General features: G+C 66.5%; 19 protein-coding genes. 9 read left to right on the top strand and 10 right to left on the bottom strand.

The window, feature by feature from the left end:
• Positions 1-82 precede the first annotated feature (82 nt).
• Positions 83-508, top strand: a complete 426-nt coding sequence (locus FV220_RS00620) for an acyl-CoA thioesterase (protein WP_018042647.1) — start codon at positions 83-85, stop codon at positions 506-508.
• A 33-nt stretch (positions 509-541) separates the two neighbouring features.
• On the opposite strand, the gene FV220_RS00615 is transcribed toward FV220_RS00620, so the two are convergent.
• Together FV220_RS00615 and FV220_RS00610 are read right to left on the bottom strand one after the other, a co-directional pair.
• The gene (locus tag FV220_RS00615; RefSeq protein ID WP_147829005.1) at positions 542-1,762 is read right to left on the bottom strand and encodes a phosphopentomutase; all 1,221 of its coding nucleotides are present in this window, start codon (positions 1,760-1,762) and stop codon (positions 542-544) included.
• A 14-nt stretch (positions 1,763-1,776) separates the two neighbouring features.
• Entirely contained in the window at positions 1,777-3,405 is a 1,629-nt protein-coding gene (locus FV220_RS00610; RefSeq protein ID WP_147829003.1) for an ABC transporter ATP-binding protein, read from the bottom strand.
• A 131-nt stretch (positions 3,406-3,536) separates the two neighbouring features.
• On the opposite strand from FV220_RS00610, the gene FV220_RS00605 reads away from it, so the two are divergent.
• The 3 genes from FV220_RS00605 (at position 3,537) to FV220_RS00590 (ending at position 5,618) form a co-directional block, all read left to right on the top strand.
• Positions 3,537-4,400: a lytic transglycosylase domain-containing protein gene (locus FV220_RS00605; RefSeq protein ID WP_246689349.1), complete on the top strand. Its 864-nt coding sequence runs from the start codon at positions 3,537-3,539 to the stop codon at positions 4,398-4,400.
• Between the two features lie 82 nt (positions 4,401-4,482).
• Positions 4,483-5,397 carry an alpha/beta hydrolase gene (locus tag FV220_RS00595; protein ID WP_056158261.1) on the top strand — a complete coding sequence of 305 codons (915 nt, stop codon included), beginning with the start codon at positions 4,483-4,485 and terminating at the stop codon, positions 5,395-5,397.
• A 29-nt stretch (positions 5,398-5,426) separates the two neighbouring features.
• A complete protein-coding gene (locus FV220_RS00590) occupies positions 5,427-5,618 on the top strand; it encodes a DUF1192 domain-containing protein (RefSeq protein WP_147829050.1) in 192 nt (63 codons plus the stop codon).
• Here FV220_RS00590 and FV220_RS00585 read toward each other — a convergent pair.
• Both FV220_RS00585 and zigA read right to left on the bottom strand, forming a co-directional pair.
• Positions 5,608-5,937 carry a hypothetical protein gene (locus FV220_RS00585; RefSeq protein WP_147828999.1) on the bottom strand — a complete coding sequence of 110 codons (330 nt, stop codon included), beginning with the start codon at positions 5,935-5,937 and terminating at the stop codon, positions 5,608-5,610. The two genes, FV220_RS00590 and FV220_RS00585, sit on opposite strands and share 11 nt — an antisense overlap.
• Positions 5,937-7,157, bottom strand: a complete 1,221-nt coding sequence (gene zigA / locus FV220_RS00580; RefSeq protein WP_147828997.1) for a zinc metallochaperone GTPase ZigA — start codon at positions 7,155-7,157, stop codon at positions 5,937-5,939. The genes FV220_RS00585 and zigA overlap by 1 nt, the downstream gene beginning before the upstream one ends.
• Before the next feature lie 195 nt (positions 7,158-7,352).
• Here zigA and FV220_RS00575 point away from each other — a divergent pair, with 195 nt between their 5' ends.
• Both FV220_RS00575 and FV220_RS00570 read left to right on the top strand, forming a co-directional pair.
• Complete coding sequence (locus FV220_RS00575; protein ID WP_018042655.1) at positions 7,353-7,997, top strand: TetR/AcrR family transcriptional regulator; 645 nt, start codon at positions 7,353-7,355, stop codon at positions 7,995-7,997.
• A gap of 82 nt (positions 7,998-8,079) precedes the next feature.
• Positions 8,080-8,535 (top strand): DUF2852 domain-containing protein, encoded by a 456-nt coding sequence (locus FV220_RS00570; RefSeq protein WP_056144279.1) that lies wholly within the window; start codon positions 8,080-8,082, stop codon positions 8,533-8,535.
• A gap of 77 nt (positions 8,536-8,612) precedes the next feature.
• Here FV220_RS00570 and FV220_RS00565 read toward each other — a convergent pair whose 3' ends face one another.
• Positions 8,613-8,879: a hypothetical protein gene (locus FV220_RS00565; protein ID WP_018042657.1), complete on the bottom strand. Its 267-nt coding sequence runs from the start codon at positions 8,877-8,879 to the stop codon at positions 8,613-8,615.
• 214 nt (positions 8,880-9,093) lie between these two features.
• On the opposite strand from FV220_RS00565, the gene upp reads away from it, so the two are divergent.
• The 3 genes from upp (at position 9,094) to FV220_RS00550 (ending at position 11,330) form a co-directional block, all read left to right on the top strand.
• Positions 9,094-9,756, top strand: a complete 663-nt coding sequence (gene upp / locus FV220_RS00560; RefSeq protein WP_018042658.1) for a uracil phosphoribosyltransferase — start codon at positions 9,094-9,096, stop codon at positions 9,754-9,756.
• Positions 9,757-9,841: 85 nt separating this feature from the next.
• Complete coding sequence (locus FV220_RS00555; RefSeq protein WP_147828995.1) at positions 9,842-10,858, top strand: NAD(P)H-quinone oxidoreductase; 1,017 nt, start codon at positions 9,842-9,844, stop codon at positions 10,856-10,858.
• A gap of 169 nt (positions 10,859-11,027) precedes the next feature.
• Positions 11,028-11,330, top strand: a complete 303-nt coding sequence (locus FV220_RS00550; RefSeq protein ID WP_056144286.1) for a hypothetical protein — start codon at positions 11,028-11,030, stop codon at positions 11,328-11,330.
• 195 nt (positions 11,331-11,525) lie between these two features.
• On the opposite strand, the gene FV220_RS00545 is transcribed toward FV220_RS00550, so the two are convergent.
• The 5 genes from FV220_RS00545 to FV220_RS00525 form a co-directional block, all read right to left on the bottom strand.
• A complete protein-coding gene (locus FV220_RS00545; RefSeq protein ID WP_018042661.1) occupies positions 11,526-12,407 on the bottom strand; it encodes a 3-hydroxybutyryl-CoA dehydrogenase in 882 nt (293 codons plus the stop codon).
• Between the two features lie 210 nt (positions 12,408-12,617).
• Entirely contained in the window at positions 12,618-13,568 is a 951-nt protein-coding gene (locus tag FV220_RS00540) for an FAD-binding protein (RefSeq protein ID WP_147828993.1), read from the bottom strand.
• 133 nt (positions 13,569-13,701) lie between these two features.
• Positions 13,702-14,451, bottom strand: coding sequence for an electron transfer flavoprotein subunit beta/FixA family protein (locus FV220_RS00535; RefSeq protein ID WP_147828991.1), 750 nt, complete (start codon positions 14,449-14,451; stop codon positions 13,702-13,704).
• 220 nt (positions 14,452-14,671) lie between these two features.
• The gene (locus FV220_RS00530) at positions 14,672-15,244 is read right to left on the bottom strand and encodes a cob(I)yrinic acid a,c-diamide adenosyltransferase (protein ID WP_018042664.1); all 573 of its coding nucleotides are present in this window, start codon (positions 15,242-15,244) and stop codon (positions 14,672-14,674) included.
• A gap of 32 nt (positions 15,245-15,276) precedes the next feature.
• Positions 15,277-15,894 (bottom strand): acyloxyacyl hydrolase, encoded by a 618-nt coding sequence (locus FV220_RS00525; protein ID WP_018042665.1) that lies wholly within the window; start codon positions 15,892-15,894, stop codon positions 15,277-15,279.
• Positions 15,895-15,901 lie beyond the last annotated feature (7 nt).

The following is a 15,901-nucleotide window of genomic DNA, read 5'->3' as shown; positions in this document are numbered from 1 at the left end:
CGCCGGTCGGATGTGACAGGAGGACACAGGCGGCGTGCCGCTTGCATTGGCCGGCCGAGATCACGGGAGCCCGCACCACCCCATGTCGACCGATGTTTCCGAGACGCGACAGCCCACCGACCGCGGCTCTCCCGTAGTTCGCACGATCGCGATGCCCGCGGACACCAATCCGGCCGGGGACATTTTCGGCGGCTGGCTGATGGGACAGATGGATCTGGCGGCGGGCAACGTCGCTGCGCGCCGCGCGCGGGGCCGCTGCGCCACGATCTCCGTGGATGCCATGACCTTCCATCGCCCTGTCATCGTCGGCGACGAGGTCAGCATCTATGCCTGGATCGTGAAGGTCGGCCGCACCTCGCTTCGCATCCAGGTCGAGGTCTGGCGCCGCGAGCGCGAAGGCGAGACCACCATGAAGGTGACGGAAGGCCTGTTCACCTTCGTCGCCATCGGCAGCGACCGCCGTCCGAGGCCGATCCCGCCGGAAGTGGAAGAGACCTGGGAGGTGTGAGGTTCGCTCCCGCCGGGAATGAGCGGGACCGTATCACCACCACGATGTACCGCGTCCCAATTCGCCGACGTCGAGATGGTGGGCGATGGAGGCGCCGATATCCGCGAAGGTTTCCCTACGCCCGAGTGACCGGGCGGAAAGACCGGGACCGAAGGCCAGGACCGGTACCTGCTCGCGGGTATGCTCCGTCCCCGGCCAGGTCGGGTCGTTGCCATGGTCGGCGGTGACGATGCAGACATCGCCCTCCGCGAGCACCGCATGGATCTCGGGCACGCGCGCATCGAAGCGCTCCAGCTCGGCGGCGTAGCCGGGCACATCGCGGCGGTGGCCGTATTCCGTGTCGAAATCGACCAGGTTCAGGAAGACCAGCCCGCCCTCGGGAAGGGTGCGGAACGCGGCCAGCGCCGCATCGAGGCAGGCAATGTTGCCGGCGGCCTTGATCTCGCGGCCCGTGGCGCGGTGGGCGAAGATGTCGCCGATCTTGCCGACGCTGACCACGACGCGTCCCCGCTCGCTCAGGCGGTCGAGGAGGGTTTCGCCCGGCGGCTGCGTGGCGAAATCCTTTCGGTTCGCGGTGCGCCGGAAACCGGTCTCCTCGGAACCGAGGAAGGGGCGGGCGATGACCCGGCCGATGCGGTAGGGATCGCAGATCTCGCGGGCGGTCCGACAGAGCTCGTAGAGCCGGTCCAGCCCAAACGTTTCCTCGTGGGCGGCGATCTGGAAGACGCTGTCGGCCGAGGTGTAGAAGATCGGCTTACCCGTCCGGACGTGCTCCGCCCCGAGACGCTCGACGATGGGGATGCCCGCGGCGTGGCAATCGCCGAGGATACCGGAGAGTCCGCCCCGTTCGATCAGCGTTTGGGTGAGCGCAGTGGGGAAGGCCGGCACCCTGTCGGGAAAGTAGCCCCATTCCTCGGTGACGGGGGCGCCCGCGATCTCCCAATGACCGGAGGGCGTGTCCTTGCCGGGCGCGGTCTCAATGGCATGGCCGTATGCCCCATCGACCGAGCCGGATGGCTCGAGCCCGGGCGGGATGCGGCCACTCGCCCCCTCGGCGGCGAGACCGAGGCCGAGACGCGTCAAATTCGGCAGAGCGAGGGGGCCGCCTCGCAGGCCCTCGCGATCGCCCACACCGGCGGTGCAGGCTTCCGCGATATGGCCAAGCGTGTCCGAGCCCTCGTCGCCGTAGCGGGCAGCGTCCGGCCCTCCGCCGATGCCGACCGAATCGAGGACGATGAGAAAGACGCGCGCCATGGGTCCCGTCGTGTTCAGGCCGGGACCACGTCTTCGGTGGTGGCGCTGTTAAGATCGAAGGCGGCAGCGAACAGGGCCTTCGTGTATTCGGTCTGCGGCCGGGCGAAGATGGCCTCCGCCGGGCCTTCCTCCACGACCTTGCCGTTCTGCATCACCAGCACGTAGTTCGCCAACGCGCGCACGACCTTGAGGTCGTGACTGATGAAGAGGTAGGCGAGCTTGCGCTCTTTCTGCAGGTCGCGGAGCAGGGTGACGATCTGCGCCTGAACCGACCGGTCGAGGGCCGAGGTCGGCTCGTCGAGGACGACGAAGCGGGGTTTCAGCACCATGGCGCGGGCGATGGCGATGCGCTGGCGCTGGCCGCCGGAGAACTCGTGCGGATAACGATCCATCGTCGCCGGATCGAGACCGACATCGGTGAGCGCCTTGGCGACCACGGCGCGACGCTCTGCCCGCGACTTCACCGCCCCCTGTACCACGAGGCCCTCGGCGACGATGTCGGCAACCGTCATGCGCGGCGAGAGCGAGCCGTAGGGATCCTGGAAAACCACCTGCATGTCGCGGCGGAACGGTCGCATCGGTCCGGGGCCGAGCCCGGCGATGGACTGGCCGAGGAAGACGATAGGGCCCTCGCTGCCGGTGAGGCGCAGCAGGGCGAGCCCCAGAGTGGTCTTGCCCGATCCGGATTCCCCGACGATCCCGATCGTCTCCCCCTCGCGCACGGCGAGGGACACACCATCCACCGCTTTCACGTGGAAAGTGGTGCGCCGGAGAAGCCCCTCGCGGACCGGGAACCACACCTTGAGCGGACCGGCTTCGAGCAGGTGCGGAGCGTCGTCCGCAACCGGGTTCGCACGCCCCTTCGGTTCCGAGGCGAGCAGGCGCTGGGTATATTCGTGTTTGGGCCTGGCGAAGATCTCGTCGACCGGCCCCGCTTCGACGATGCGGCCGGCGAGCATCACGCAGACCCGCGAGGCGATGCGCTGCACGATGCCGAGATCGTGGGTGATGAACAGCATCGACATACCGAGACGCTTCTGTAGGTCGGCGAGCAATGTCAGGATCTGCGCCTGGACGGTGACGTCGAGGGCGGTGGTCGGCTCGTCCGCCACCAGCAGGTCCGGCTCGCAGGCGAGCGCCATGGCGATCATGACGCGCTGGCGCTGCCCCCCCGACAGTTCGTGCGGATAGGCGCCCATGCGCCGCTCGGCGTCGCGGACGCCGACGAGTTCGAGCAATTCGAGGATACGGGCACGGGCCTTGCGGCCGGACAGGCCGCGATGAATCTCCAGAACCTCGCCGATCTGCCGCTGGATCGTGTGCAGCGGATTGAGCGAGGTCATCGGCTCCTGGAACACCATGGTGATGTCGGCACCGCGGATCTTGCGCAGCTCCGGCTCCGGCAAGGCCAGAATGTCCCGTCCCTTGAACAGGATGCGACCGCCGGGATGGACGGCGCTGCCATCGAGGAGACGCAGGATCGACAGGGCCGTCACCGACTTGCCCGACCCGGACTCGCCGACCAGGGCCACGGTCTCACCCTTGTGAATCGTGAAGCTCACGCGATCCACCGCCAGCGTCTCACGCTCACGCGAGCGAAAGGCGACCGACAGGTCTTGGACGTCGAGCAGCGTGTCAGTCATCGAGGGAAGGGCACCGGGTCCGCGGATTGGGGAAGCCGAGGTTCTTATAGCGCGGCGCGATGAGATCGGCGAACGGCGATTGATCCGGCGCCAGACCGCATTACAAACGCCCCGTGACGTCCCTCCGCAGCCTGATCCTCGCCTGTTGTCTCCTCGCCGCCGCGCCGGCCTCGGCCGAGGTGGCGACGGAGACCGTGGAGCAGGCGCTCTGCCGCCTGATCGAGGATTCAGCCAGGGTGCGCGGCCTGCCCGTGCCGTTCCTGACACGGCTGATCTGGCGGGAAAGCAGTTTTCGCGTCACGGCCGTGAGTCCGGTGGGCGCGCAGGGTGTCGCGCAGTTCATGCCGGGCACGGCACGCGAGCGCGGGCTGACCGACCCGTTCGATCCCGAACAGGCGATCCCCCACGCCGCCCATCTCCTCGCCGATCTCAATCGCCAGTTCGGAAATCTCGGCCTCGCGGCCGCGGCCTATAACGGCGGCGCGGGCCGGGTCTCGGGCTGGCTCGCCGGAACGGGCGGCCTGCCCGCCGAGACGCGCGCCTATGTCATGGCGATCACCGGTGCACCGGCCGAGGATTGGCGCGGGGGCGCGGCCGTCAACGGTGCCGAGGGGGAGGCAGAAGCCCCCAAGAAGGAATCATCGAAGGCGGAAGCGCCGAAGACCTGCCTGCAGGTCACCGCCGCGTTGCGGATACCCTCACGCGGCGATCGCTTCGCCCTCGGCGGCAACGAGGGGCCGGCCGCCCCTTGGGGCATTCAGCTCGCCGGAAATTTCTCGAAATCCCTCGCCCTCCAGAGCTTCTCCCGCACCCGGAAACTCTATGCCGGCGTGATCGGCGAGGTGCGGCCGATGATCATCGGGACGCGCCTGCGCAGTCGCGGCACACGCGCCTTCTACCGGATCCGCATTCCGGCCGAGAGCCGGGCGGCGGGCGATATCCTGTGCGGCCGCATCCGCAAGGTCGGAGGCGCCTGCATCGTGCTGCGCACCTGAATCCGAAAAACCCTTCTTCCGGTCATGAATCCGCCGTGCGGCACGTGTCATTCGGGTCTTCGTTTCCCCGTTTGAGAGATGCATGACCCGCGCCTTCGCCGCCTTCGCCACTCTCGCCTGCCTCGCACTGGCCGCCCTCGGGGTCACGGCCTGTTCGCCCCTCGCCCTCTTCGATGCCATCGGCCCGCGCGACCAAGGCGGCCGGCTCGCCCAGAAGAGCGCCGCCTTCGGCACCCATCCGCGGCAGCGCCTCGATGTCTTCACGCCCGTCGGCGGCGCGGCGGATGCGACGGTCTTGGTCTTCTTCTATGGCGGCTCGTGGAAATCGGGCGCAAAGGACGATTACGAATTCGTCGGTCAGGCCTTGGCGGCCCAGGGTTTCGTCACCGTCATCCCCGATTACCGGGTCTACCCGGAAGTGCGGTTCCCCGACTTCCTCGATGACGGTGCCGCCGCAATCGCCTGGGTCCGCGACAACATCGCCGAATATGGCGGCGACCCGCGCCGCATCGTTCTCGCGGGCCATTCGGCCGGGGCCTACAATGCCCTGATGCTCGGGCTCGATCCGCGCTACCTGCGCAAGGTGGGGGTCGACCCGAAGGTGATCCGGGCCGTGGCCGGTCTATCCGGCCCCTATGACTTCCATCCTTTCGACCAGGACACCTCGCGGGACGTATTCGGACAGGCCCCCGATCCGGCGGCGACGCAGCCGATCACCTTCGCCGGACCTCATTCGCCCCCAGCCTTCCTCGCCAGCGGAGACAACGACACCATCGTGCGCCCGCAGAATACCCAGAGCCTCGCGGCGCGGCTGCGCGCGGTGCGCGTGCCGGTGCAGGAGCGGATCTATCCCGGTCTCGACCATGCCGACACGCTTCTAGCCCTCTCGGTCACCTTCCGTTCGAAGGCGCCGGAACTGTCGGAAATGACGACATTCCTCAAGCAATATGCCGGCACTCAACAGCACGTTCGCTCGGTCTCGCGGTGGGACCGTTAGGAGAGCGCCGGATGACAGGGGGACGAGCCATGCGCGACGACGACACGGACCGGCCGAAGCGCACGGTCTCCCATACGATGGGCGAGAGCCTCGACACCCTCTCCCTCGACGAGATCGCCGAGCGGATCGCCCTGCTGCGCGCCGAGATCGAGCGGCTGGAATCGGCCCGAACGGGCAAGAAGACTGCCCTGGACCGGGCATCCTCGATTTTCAAACTATAGGCGCGGAAGCTCCGGGCGCGGCCGCGCCCTCCCGCCTCATGGCATCCTCTTCCGCCCCCAGCCGGGCGATGTCATCGGCCACGACCGCCTCGAGTCCACGCGCGATCTTCAGCACCCGCGTCGGCTCGCCGACCCGCATCACCAGGACGATGGTCTCGCGATCGGCGCAGCCGGGCTCGCCACAGGCGATTTCGTTGACGGCAAGGACGTCATCCTCGCCGAGCCCGAGACCCAGGCGAAGCTCGCCTTTCAGCCTCGCCGCATCGGCCAACCGTGCGGCCGAGCGGGCGCGGGCATCCTTGAGGGAAAAGAACGCCATCAGGCGGCGGCACGCTGCCAGGCGGGAAACGGATCGGGCAGGGCGCGGTACGGCGCCGGATCGAACCGCGTCACATCCTCGGAACCGACCAGGCAGGCATCGAGTGCGGCGGTGATCGCTTCCTCGTCGAGACCCGTCCCGATGAAGACGAGTTCCTGGCGGCGGTCGCCCCAGGGCTCGCTCCAGTTCCGGGACAGGTGACTGCGCCACTCCGCATCCTCCGGCCAGCGCGCCTTCGGCACGCAGGCCCACCATGCCCCCATCGGCGAAACCCGCGCGATGGAACCCGCGAGGGAGAATTCGCCGACCCAGTCCGGGCGCGTCGCCAGCCAGAAATGCCCCTTCGCGCGGATGAGGCCCGGCCATGTCGCCTTGGTGAAAGCGTCGAACGCCTCGGGGGCGAAGGGACGGCGGGCGCGGTAGACGAAGGAGCCGATTCCGTATTCCTCGGTTTCGGGCACATGTTCGGCGGCACCGTAGAGCTCCTTGAACCAGAGCGGGTGCTCCTGCGCCTTCTCTTCGCTGAACAGGCCGGTATCCAGAACCCGATCGAGCGCGACGCGGCCATGGGAAGCCTCGACGATGTGGGCATCGGCATTGAGCCCGCGTATCACCGAGCGGACCAGAGCGAGCTGATCCGCCCCGACATCACCCGCCTTGTTGACGACGACCACATCGGCGAACTCGATCTGTTCTACGAGAAGGTCGACGAGGGTCCTGGCATCTTCCTCTCCCGCGGTCTGGCCCCGGTCGCGCAGGAACGCCGTCGAACCGTAATCGCGCAGGAGACTCACCGCGTCGGCCACGGTGACCATGGTGTCGAGGCGAGCGACGTCGCTCAGCGCAGCCCCGTCTTCGTCGCGGAAGGAGAAGGTGCTCGCCACCGGCAGCGGCTCGGCGATGCCCGTGCCCTCGATCAGGAGGTAATCGAACCGCCCTTCCTCGGCGAGCGTCCGGACTTCGGCCAGGAGATCGTCCCGCAGCGTGCAGCAGATGCAGCCATTGGTCATCTCCACCAGGCGTTCGTCGGTGCGAGAGAGGTTGGCGCTGCCCTCGCGGATGAAGGCGGCGTCGATATTCACCTCACTCATGTCGTTGACGATCACGGCGACGCGTCGCCCCTCGCGGTTGTTGAGAATGTGGTTCAACAGCGTCGTCTTGCCGGCACCGAGAAAGCCGGAAAGGACGGTGACGGGGAGACGGTGATCGCGCTGGCTCATCAGATATCCACAATGCAATGTAATACCATTACATTTTGTAGGATCGTGCCTGTCAATCGCCGTTCGAAAATCTCTGTCCACGGGTAGACAGAGGAGGGTCGAAAAGCGCGCTCCGCGTGTTAGGGGAGGGCCATCCCGGCAGAGTCGCGGCAAAGGTGCAGCCGCTGGCCGGCGATCGCCCGAGGATGGAATCCAGTGCGACCCTGGCGAGAAGGACCGGGAGACCGGCGAAGCTACCATCACGGCAACCTCAAAGAGGCGCTGATCGAAGCGGCGCGCCGGTTCATCGCCGAACGTGGGGTGGGCGGTTTCACCCTGGTGGATGCGGCACGCCTCGTCGGCGTGACACCGGCCGCGCTCTATCGCCATTTCCGGGGTCGCGAAGCTCTGCTGGAGGAGGTGGCCGGCCGTGGCTTCACCGACCTCGCCGAGCGTCTGGCACGCTCCCTCACCTCACGCGGAACACCACTGGAGCGCTTCACCCGAATGGGGGAAGCCTATCTCGCCTTCGCGGAGGAAGAGCCCGGCTATTATGCCGCCATCTTCGAGACGCGAGGCGCCCCGATGACGGCGGAGCAAGCAGCCTCCGACGTCCCGCCGAGGCCAAGCCCCTTCGACCTTCTGCTCGAAGCGCTGAAATCGACGTTTCCGGATGGCTTCGGCGGAGTCGAGCCTCGTTTCGTCGCCCTGGAAGTCTGGGCCCTCTCGCACGGGCTCGCCACGCTCTCGGCCTCCGGCCATCTGCCGAAGGGGCCGGGCATGCCGGACAAATACGAACTGTTACGCGCCGGCGTGCTGGCCCTCGTCCATGGCGCGGGTCGTCCCCGACACTCGGCCTGACACTCTCTGAGAACGACCCTTGAAACCACCACGTCGCGTTCGCAAGTAAATGTGGTTCACATTAACATCGGAGCTGTGAGCCGTGAGCTTTTCCTCGACCTCTCCCTGGGCCACCGGCAAAGCCTGCCGCAGCGGTCCGTTTCCCCGCCGCTCTTTCGAGATCGGCGCCGTCGTCGTCGCGTTCTTCTACTGGTGGCCGCTGGCGGCGGCCTACATCGCCTGGAAGGTGGCGGGTTACCCGGCATTGTCCGAACTGCGCGGCATGATCGGCCGCGGCTCTGATTGGCAGGCGGGCATGCGCAAATCGCGCTTTGCCCAGGCGTTCGAGGCCGCGGATCTGCGCGGCACCGGTAACCTCGCCTTCGACGATTACCGCCGCGCCGAGCTCGACCGGCTCAACGCCCAGCGCAAGGCGCTGCAGGAGGAGAGCCGTGCCTTCGCCGAGTTCGTAGAGGAACTGAAGCGCGCCAAGGACCGCGAGCAGTTCGACGCCTTCATGGCCAAGCGCAATACGAGCGGCCCGACGCAGAACGTCTGATCGATACCCCATCCGGGGTCACGGAGGGCTTCCGGCAGCAATGCCGGGAGCCCTTTTTCGTTCGTCCAGTGGCCCGATCAATCCTGCAGTTTCTTCAGGTGATGCAGGGCAATGAAATGCAGGCAGAAGCCGAGGATCAGCGCCGTCACGCTCACCGCACCCGGCTCGGTCTGGAAGAACCGCAGCGAGACGCTCCACGCCTCGGCGCGGGACAGGCGGTGGTCATACCCCTCGTAGAGCCGCATCCCCGGCAGGAAGAAGCCGACCATCACCAGGGACGCCCCGAGCGTGTTGAGGAACGTGGCGCGATAGCGGACCCGGTCGTTACGGGCGGACTTGCTCATGGGCGTGCTGTTTCGGATAAGTTTCATCGACGATCCGGACCACCCTGTTTGCCTCGCTCCGACGACCGGGACGCGCCCCCACCGCGTCATGGCCGCGCTTCTTTATCGGATTTTCATGCCCCGGGGGGCCATAAGGGCGGGAGTTCAAAAGAGCGTGGGGTCGGTCCGGTGCCGCTCGTGGCACGGTGGGCCGCTTCTCGGGGGAGTGAAGGCGATGGCGAATACGGACGTTACCGGCGCGGAGATCCGCGCGACGGTCACGGTGGTCGACCATCCCCTGGTCCAGCACAAGTTGACACTGCTCCGACAGAAGGAGCGCTCGACCAAGGGCTTCCGCCAGATCCTCAACGAGATCGGGATGCTCCTCGCCTATGAGGTCACCCGCGACCTTCCCCTGGAGCGGGTGACGATCGAAACGCCGATCCAGGCGATGGAAGCGCCGCAGATCGCGGGCAAGAAGCTGGTTCTCGCCCCGATCCTGCGCGCGGGCGTCGGCTTCCTCGACGGCATGCTCTCGCTGGTGCCCTCCGCGCGCGTCGCCCATGTCGGGCTCTATCGCGACCCCGAGACGCTTGAGGCGGTGGAATACTATTTCAAGGCACCGTCCGACCTCGCCGACCGCACCGTCCTCGTCCTCGACCCTATGCTCGCCACGGCCAATTCGGCCATCGCCGCCATCGACCTCCTGAAGCAGCGCGGCGCGCGCGACCTGCGCTTCGTCTGCCTTCTCGCCGCGCCGGAAGGCGTCGCCAAGCTCCAGGCGAGGCATCCCGACGTGCCGGTCTGGACCGCCTCCATCGACAGCCACCTCAACGACCACGGCTATATCGTGCCCGGCCTCGGGGATGCCGGCGACCGGATGTACGGCACCCGTTGAGACAGTCCTCGCTTACCAACTGCGCCCTTGCCAACCCGCCCTCCGGCCGCACATGACGGGTCAAGCCAACCGGAGATGTGATGCGATGACGTCAAGCCCAGACCTGCCCGAGACCATGCGCCAGATCCGGTTCGCGGGAGCAGGTGGGCCGGACGTCCTGACGCTCGAGACGGTGCCGCTGCCCCAGCCCGGTCCCGGCCAAGTGCTCATCGAAGTGGTCGCGGCCGGCGTGAACCGGCCCGACATCCAGCAACGCGAAGGCAAATATCCGCCGCCGAAGGGCGCCACCGAAATCCCGGGCCTCGAAGTCGCCGGCCGGATCGCGGCCCTCGGCGAGGGGGCTGAGGGCTTCGCCATCGGCGACGAGGTCTGCGCCCTCACCATCAGCGGCGGATATGCCGAATTCGCCGTGGCCGAGACCGGACAATGCCTGCCGCGCCCGGCTCCGCTCTCGCTGATCGAGGCCGCCGGACTGCCGGAGACCTATTTCACCGTCTACAGCAACGTTATCGAGCGCGGACGCCTGAAGCCGGGCGAAAGCTTCCTCGTCCATGGCGGATCGAGCGGCATCGGTTCTACGGCGATCCAGATGGCGAAGCTGCACGGCGCGCGGGTCTTCGCCACCGCCGGCTCGACCGAGAAATGCACGTTCTGCAAGGAGCTCGGCGCCGACGAGGCGATCAATTACCGCGAGACGGATTTTGCCGAGGAGATCAAGCGCCTCACCGAGGGCAAGGGCGTCGACGTCATCCTCGACATGGTGGGCGCGCCCTACCTCGCCCGCAACCTCGCCTCCCTGGCGATCGAGGGACGCCTCGTGCAGATCGCCTTCATGCAAGGCTACAAGGTCGAGAGTTTCAGCATGACGCCGATCATGATGAAGCGGCTCACATTCACCGGTGCGACCCTGCGGGCGCGTCCCAAAGCGGAGAAGGCGGCCATCGCCGAGGGCCTGCGTCGGGACATCTGGCCACTCCTCGCCGACGGCCGGATGAAGCCGATCATCCACGCCACCTTCCCTTTGGAGAAGGCGTCCGAGGCCCATGCGCTCATGGAGTCGAGCGCGCATCTCGGCAAGATCATGCTGACGACCGGGCGCTGAAGCAGGACTTCACCTCGATAGCGGTGCGGCTTTTCCGTCAGATGCCACCGCCAGGGCCGATCGCGTCGGAACAGGGAGCTCGGCCGTCGCGTTCAACTCACCAGATGGGACATCAATGTCTCAGGTTGAACATGACGGCCGCACTCGGCCGAGCTCCGAAAGATTTTCCATGGCAGAACGACTCGACGGTCAGAACGCACGTCAAGGCAAGAAGGGCAAGCCGGTCCTCTACGTCCTGATCGGCAGCCTCGTCCTCCTCGCCATCGCGATCACCGGTCTGATGACCTGGCAGGGTGCGAATTCCCCGAAGGACTACGCGTCGCAGAGCCAGGACGCTTCCCGCGCTCAAGTCACCGGTTCCGTGAATGGGGCCGGAAACGGAGCGTCGTCCGCGAACACCGGCAACGTTCCCGCTGGAAACCCGGCCTACCCGGCGCCGGCCCAGCCGTCGGCTAACGGTGGCCAGAAATAAGCCAGACGTCATGTCGGTTCTAACGACCGGCAACGACGACAGCGCGCTACGGCATTGCAGCGGACTTAACCGCTTCGAAGCCGTAGCGTTTTTTTTGAGAAGCGTCGTTGATCTGGAGAGATCCATCGCAAGATGTCTTCGCCCGATGAGCCACGACCCTCACTCGGGGCCTGAGCTTTCACGGACTGCCGTCTCTCAGCGGGTCGGAACCGGGACTTCGCCGCGATAATCGTAGAAGCCGCGCTTCGTCTTCCGGCCGAGCCAGCCGGCTTCGACATATTTCACCAGAAGCGGGCAAGGGCGGTACTTCGAATCCGCCAGCCCTTCGTAGAGCACCTGCATCACCGAGAGGCAGGTATCGAGACCGATGAAATCGGCCAGCTGCAGCGGGCCCATCGGATGGTTGGCGCCGAGCTTCATCGCGGTGTCGATGGCCTCCACGGAGCCGACGCCCTCGTAGAGCGTATAGATCGCCTCGTTGATCATCGGCAGCAGGATGCGGTTGACGATGAAGGCCGGGAAATCCTCCGACATGGTGGAGGTCTTGCCGAGCTTGGCGATGAAGGCCTTGGCGGAGACGTAAGTCGGGTCCGCCGTGGCGATGCCCCGGATCAGCTCCACGAGCTGCATGACCGGAACCGGATTCATGAAATGGATGCCGATGAACCGCTCCGGCCGGTCGGTCGCGGCTGCGAGGCGCGTGATCGAGATCGACGACGTGTTGGTCGCCACGATGGCATCAGGGTTCAGCGACGGGCACAGGGCGGTGAAGATCTGGCGCTTGGTCGCCTCGTCTTCCGTCGCCGCCTCGATGACGAGATCGCAGGGGGCGAGGTCGTCGTAGCTTTCGGCGGCGAGGATACGCGCGACGCCACTGCGCCTCTGCTCATCGGTGATCGTGCCTTTGGAGACCTGACGTGCCAGATTGCCGTCGATCGTCGCGAGCCCGCTATGGATGCGGGCGGTGTCACGGTCGTTCAGCCGCACGTCCAACCCGGCCATGGCGCAGACATGGGCGATGCCGCTTCCCATCTGGCCGGCGCCGATGATTCCGACGGTCTTGATCTCGATGGCCATCGCTTGAACTCGCACCCCTGAGGCGCGGCCGGTTCGGCCGCAGAACGCCCGCCTAGCGATCGAGGCGTTGGCACCGCAATTGAAATGCGGCGCACAAAATTCCTAGATCATTTTCTCGCTGAGGTGCAGCCCGGGCAAGCGCTTAAATGGGAAAAGAACTCCGCCGCGGATGCCCGCGGCGAAGTCCTGTCGTGGTTCAGGGACCCGGGATCAGCCCTTGGCTTTGGCGATCTCGGCCTGAAGCTCGGGGACGATCTGGAACAGGTCGCCGACCAGGCCGTAATCCGCCACCTGGAAGATCGGCGCGTCCTCGTCCTTGTTGATGGCGACGATGACCTTCGAATCCTTCATTCCGGCCAGATGCTGGATCGCGCCGGAGATGCCCACTGCCACGTAGAGGTCCGGTGCCACGACCTTGCCGGTCTGGCCGACCTGCCAGTCGTTCGGGGCGTAGCCGGCATCGACAGCGGCGCGCGAGGCGCCCACCGCCGCGCCGAGGGCATCGGCCAGTGGCTCGATGAGCTCCTTGAACTTGTCCGAGGAGCCGAGCGAGCGGCCGCCCGAGACGATGATCTTGGCAGCGGCCAGTTCGGGCCGGTCGGACTGGGCGATCTCCTCGCCCTTGAAGGTCGACTTGGAGGAAGCCGGCGCGCTCGCCGAGACCGGCTCCACCGGGGCCGTCGATCCCCCGGCGGCAGCGGCCTTGAACGCCGCCATGCGGACCGTGATGACCTTCTTGCCCTCGGCGGCCTGGACGGTCTGGATCGCGTTGCCGGCATAGATCGGCCGGTCGAACGTGTCGGGCGAGATCACGCTCATGATGTCCGAGATTTGCGCCACGTCGAGGAGGGCGGCCACGCGCGGCAGCACGTTCTTGCCTGTGGTGGAGGCGGCGGCGATGATCACGTCGTAATCGCCCGCGAGCGAGACGATCAGCGCGGCCGTCGGCTCGGCCAGGGCGTGGTCGTAGGCGGCGTCTTCGGCCAGCAGCACCTTGTCGACACCGTCGAGAGCGCCGGCGGCGTCCGCTGCGGGACGGCTTCCGGCACCGGCCACCAGGGCGTGGATCGGTCCGCCGATTTCCTTGGCGGCGGAGAGTGCCTTCAGGCTGGCGTCGCGCACGGCGCCGTTATCGTGCTCGATGAGGAGGAGAATGGCCATGCTATGCGTCGAACCTCATTGCGGTGCGGCCTGGCATCCGTCGCGGCGTCGCGCCGGTCTGCGGCCGAAGGGAGGGATTGTGGGCCGGCACCGGCCATCCTGCGACGGCCGATGCGCGAGCGGGGCGTAAAGCTCAGATGACCGAGGCTTCGCCCTTCAGCTTCTGGACGAGTTCGGCCGCGGAGCCGACCTTGATGCCCGCCTTGCGTCCGGCCGGCTCGACGGTCTTCAGCACCTTGACACGCGGCGTCACATCGACGCCGAGGGCATCGGGGCTGAGCTCCTCGAGAGGCTTCTTCTTCGCCTTCATGATGTTGGGCAGCGACGCGTAACGCGGCTCGTTCAGACGCAGATCCGTAGTCACGATCGCCGGCAGGGCGAGGGTGACGGTCTGCAGGCCGCCATCGACCTCACGGGTGACGTCGATCAAACCCTCGCCGAATTCGAGCTTGAAGGCGAAGGTGCCCTGTGGCCAGTCGAGCAGGGCGGCCAGCATCTGTCCGGTCTGGTTGGAATCGTCGTCGATGGCCTGCTTGCCGAGGATGACGAGGCCGGGGGCCTCCTTCTCGACGATTGCCTTCAGGATCTTGGCCACCGCCAGCGGCTCCACGAGCCCGTCGGTCTTCACCAGGATCGCCCGGTCGGCACCCATGGCCAGAGCCGTGCGCAACGTCTCCTGCGCCTGTTGCGGTCCAATGGACACGGCGACGATCTCGGTCGCCTTGCCCTTTTCCTTGAGACGGATCGCCTCTTCGACGGCGATCTCGTCGAAGGGGTTCATCGACATCTTGACGTTGGCGAGTTCGACACCCGAACCATCGGCCTTGACGCGGATCTTGACGTTGTAGTCGACGACCCGCTTGACGGGCACCAGAACCTTCATGGCGGTCACAATCCTCCAATGATTTTCTTGGCAAGGGCCGGCGCAGCGCGCGAGGGGCCTTCGACGTGGTCGAAGGTCCGGGCACCCTCTTGGAATGAAGCGGCGGACCGTAACGGGGGGATTTCAGACTTGTCAACGCGTGCGACAGTCTAGCCCCGCGTCGAACACATGCGAATCGTAATCCACGTTCGCTTGTATGCGGTCTACCAGATATCCCGCTTCAGCGGTTCTTGCCCGGAACCCAGAGCACGTCGTCGGCTCCATTGGCATTTGCCGTGCGGCTCGCCACGAAGAGGAAGTCCGACAGGCGGTTCAGGTATTGCAGCGCCTCCGGCGAGACGCGCTCGCCTTCCACGGCAGCGAGGGCCACCGTCAGGCGCTCGGCCCGGCGGCAGATCGTGCGGGCGAGATGGAGCGCGGCGGAGGCTGCCGAACCGCCGGGGAGCACGAAGGATTTCAGCGGCGACAGCTCGGCGTTGAGCAGGTCGATATCCGCCTCGATGCGCTTCACCTGGCTCGCGACGATACGCAGGGGCTCGTAAGCCGGCGGCTCGTCGCTTTCCGGGGTGGCGAGATCGGCACCGAGATCGAACAGGTCGTTCTGGATGCGGCCGAGCATGGCGTCGAGGACGATATCGGCATGGAGCCGGACGAGGCCGATGCAGGCATTGGTCTCGTCGACCGTCCCGTAGGCCTCGACCCGCAGATCCGCCTTGGAGCGACGTTCGCCATTGGCGAGCGCCGTGGAGCCCTTGTCGCCGGTTCGCGTGTAGATGCGGTTCAGGGTGACCAAGGGTTATCCGATCTCAGATCCAGGCGTCGGGCTTAGAACGTGTAACCGATCTTGCCGCCGAAATTCGTCAGGCCGCGATTCTCGTGGCACAGGCCGGCATTCGACATGTGCTCGACGGTGGCCATGATGCTCCAATGCTCGGTCAGACGATAGCCGAGCGCCGCGGCTTCGCGGAACAGCGGATTACAACCGAGGGAGTTGAAGCCGGCCGGTGCGTTGGCTTTCAGGCCGGTATAGCCGTTATGCGCGCCCGCGCCGAAGAATCCTTCGAGGAAGACCCGGTTGTTCAGGGTCTGCGGGAAGAGGTCCACCGTCCAGGTCAGGCCGATATAGGCGTAGCTGGTGCGGCCATCGAAGTTGTAGCTGCCACCCACGGTCGGGCGCGCCACGAAGGCCTGCCAGAACGGGTCGAGGCTCACGATTGGCTTGTAGAACAGGATCTCGCCGTTGATGGCGTTGGTGTTCTTCTCGGCGCTGCCGGGATCCTGGACGGCCCCGCCGATACGCACCTCGGAGACGATGCTCAGCGGCTGGACAGGCGTGACGTAGGCCGCGGCGGGAGGCGGCGATCCGAGATCGGCGGCCTGGGCGGAACACACGACAGGCAGGGCGAGAATGCCGGCGACCAGGCGAGAGCAGATGGCTTGCATCGATGAC

The sequence above is a fragment of the Methylobacterium sp. WL19 genome (assembly GCF_008040005.1).
Lineage (GTDB): Bacteria > Pseudomonadota > Alphaproteobacteria > Rhizobiales > Beijerinckiaceae > Methylobacterium > Methylobacterium bullatum.
The sequence above is the reverse complement of the archived record's forward strand: the minus strand, read 5'-3'. Positions and strand labels throughout refer to the sequence as shown.